General features: G+C 71.0%; 1 protein-coding gene. It reads right to left on the bottom strand.

The features are described from left to right. Nucleotides 1-807 (bottom strand): ATP-binding protein (locus tag IEY79_RS37105; protein WP_189112059.1); only part of this gene is annotated, 807 nt, incomplete at both ends.

Raw genomic sequence — 807 nt, 5'->3', positions numbered from 1 at the left:
GGTGTTGACCTCCAGGAAGGAGATCGTGCCGTCGGTGCCGACGAGGAACTCCACCGTGCCGGCGCCGGTGTAGCCGGCTTCCTTCAGGATCGCCTTCGACGCCGCGTACAGCTCCTCGTTCTGCTCCTTCGACAGGAACGGCGCCGGGGCCTCCTCCACCAGTTTCTGGTGGCGGCGCTGGAGGGAGCAGTCGCGGGTGGAGACGACGACCACGTTGCCGTGGGTGTCGGCCAGGCACTGGGTCTCCACATGGCGGGGCTTGTCGAGGTAGCGCTCGACGAAGCACTCACCGCGCCCGAACGCCGCGACCGCCTCACGCACCGCCGAGTCGTACAGCTCCGGGACTTCCTCCAGGGTGCGGGCGACCTTCAGGCCGCGTCCGCCGCCGCCGAACGCCGCCTTGATCGCGATCGGCAGGCCGTGTTCCTCCGCGAACGCCACGACCTCCCGCGCCCCGGACACCGGGTCGGCAGTCCCCGCGACCAGCGGGGCACCCGCGCGCTGCGCGATGTGCCGGGCGGCGACCTTGTCACCCAGATCCCGGATCGCCTGCGGCGGCGGCCCGATCCACGTCAGACCCGCGTCCAGGACCGCCTGCGCGAACTCCGCGTTCTCCGACAGGAATCCGTAACCCGGATGGACCGCGTCCGCACCCGAGTCCTTCGCGGCCTGGAGGACCTTCCCCACATCCAGATAACTGGCGGCCGGAGTGTCCCCGCCCAGCGCGAACGCCTCGTCGGCCGCCCGCACATGCGACGCGTCCCGGTCCGGATCCGCATACACAGCCACCGAACCGATCCCGGCATC

This window comes from Streptomyces camponoticapitis (genome assembly GCF_014646115.1).
In the GTDB taxonomy this organism is placed as follows: Bacteria; Actinomycetota; Actinomycetes; order Streptomycetales; family Streptomycetaceae; genus Streptomyces; species Streptomyces camponoticapitis.
The sequence above is the reverse complement of the archived record's forward strand: the minus strand, read 5'-3'. Positions and strand labels throughout refer to the sequence as shown.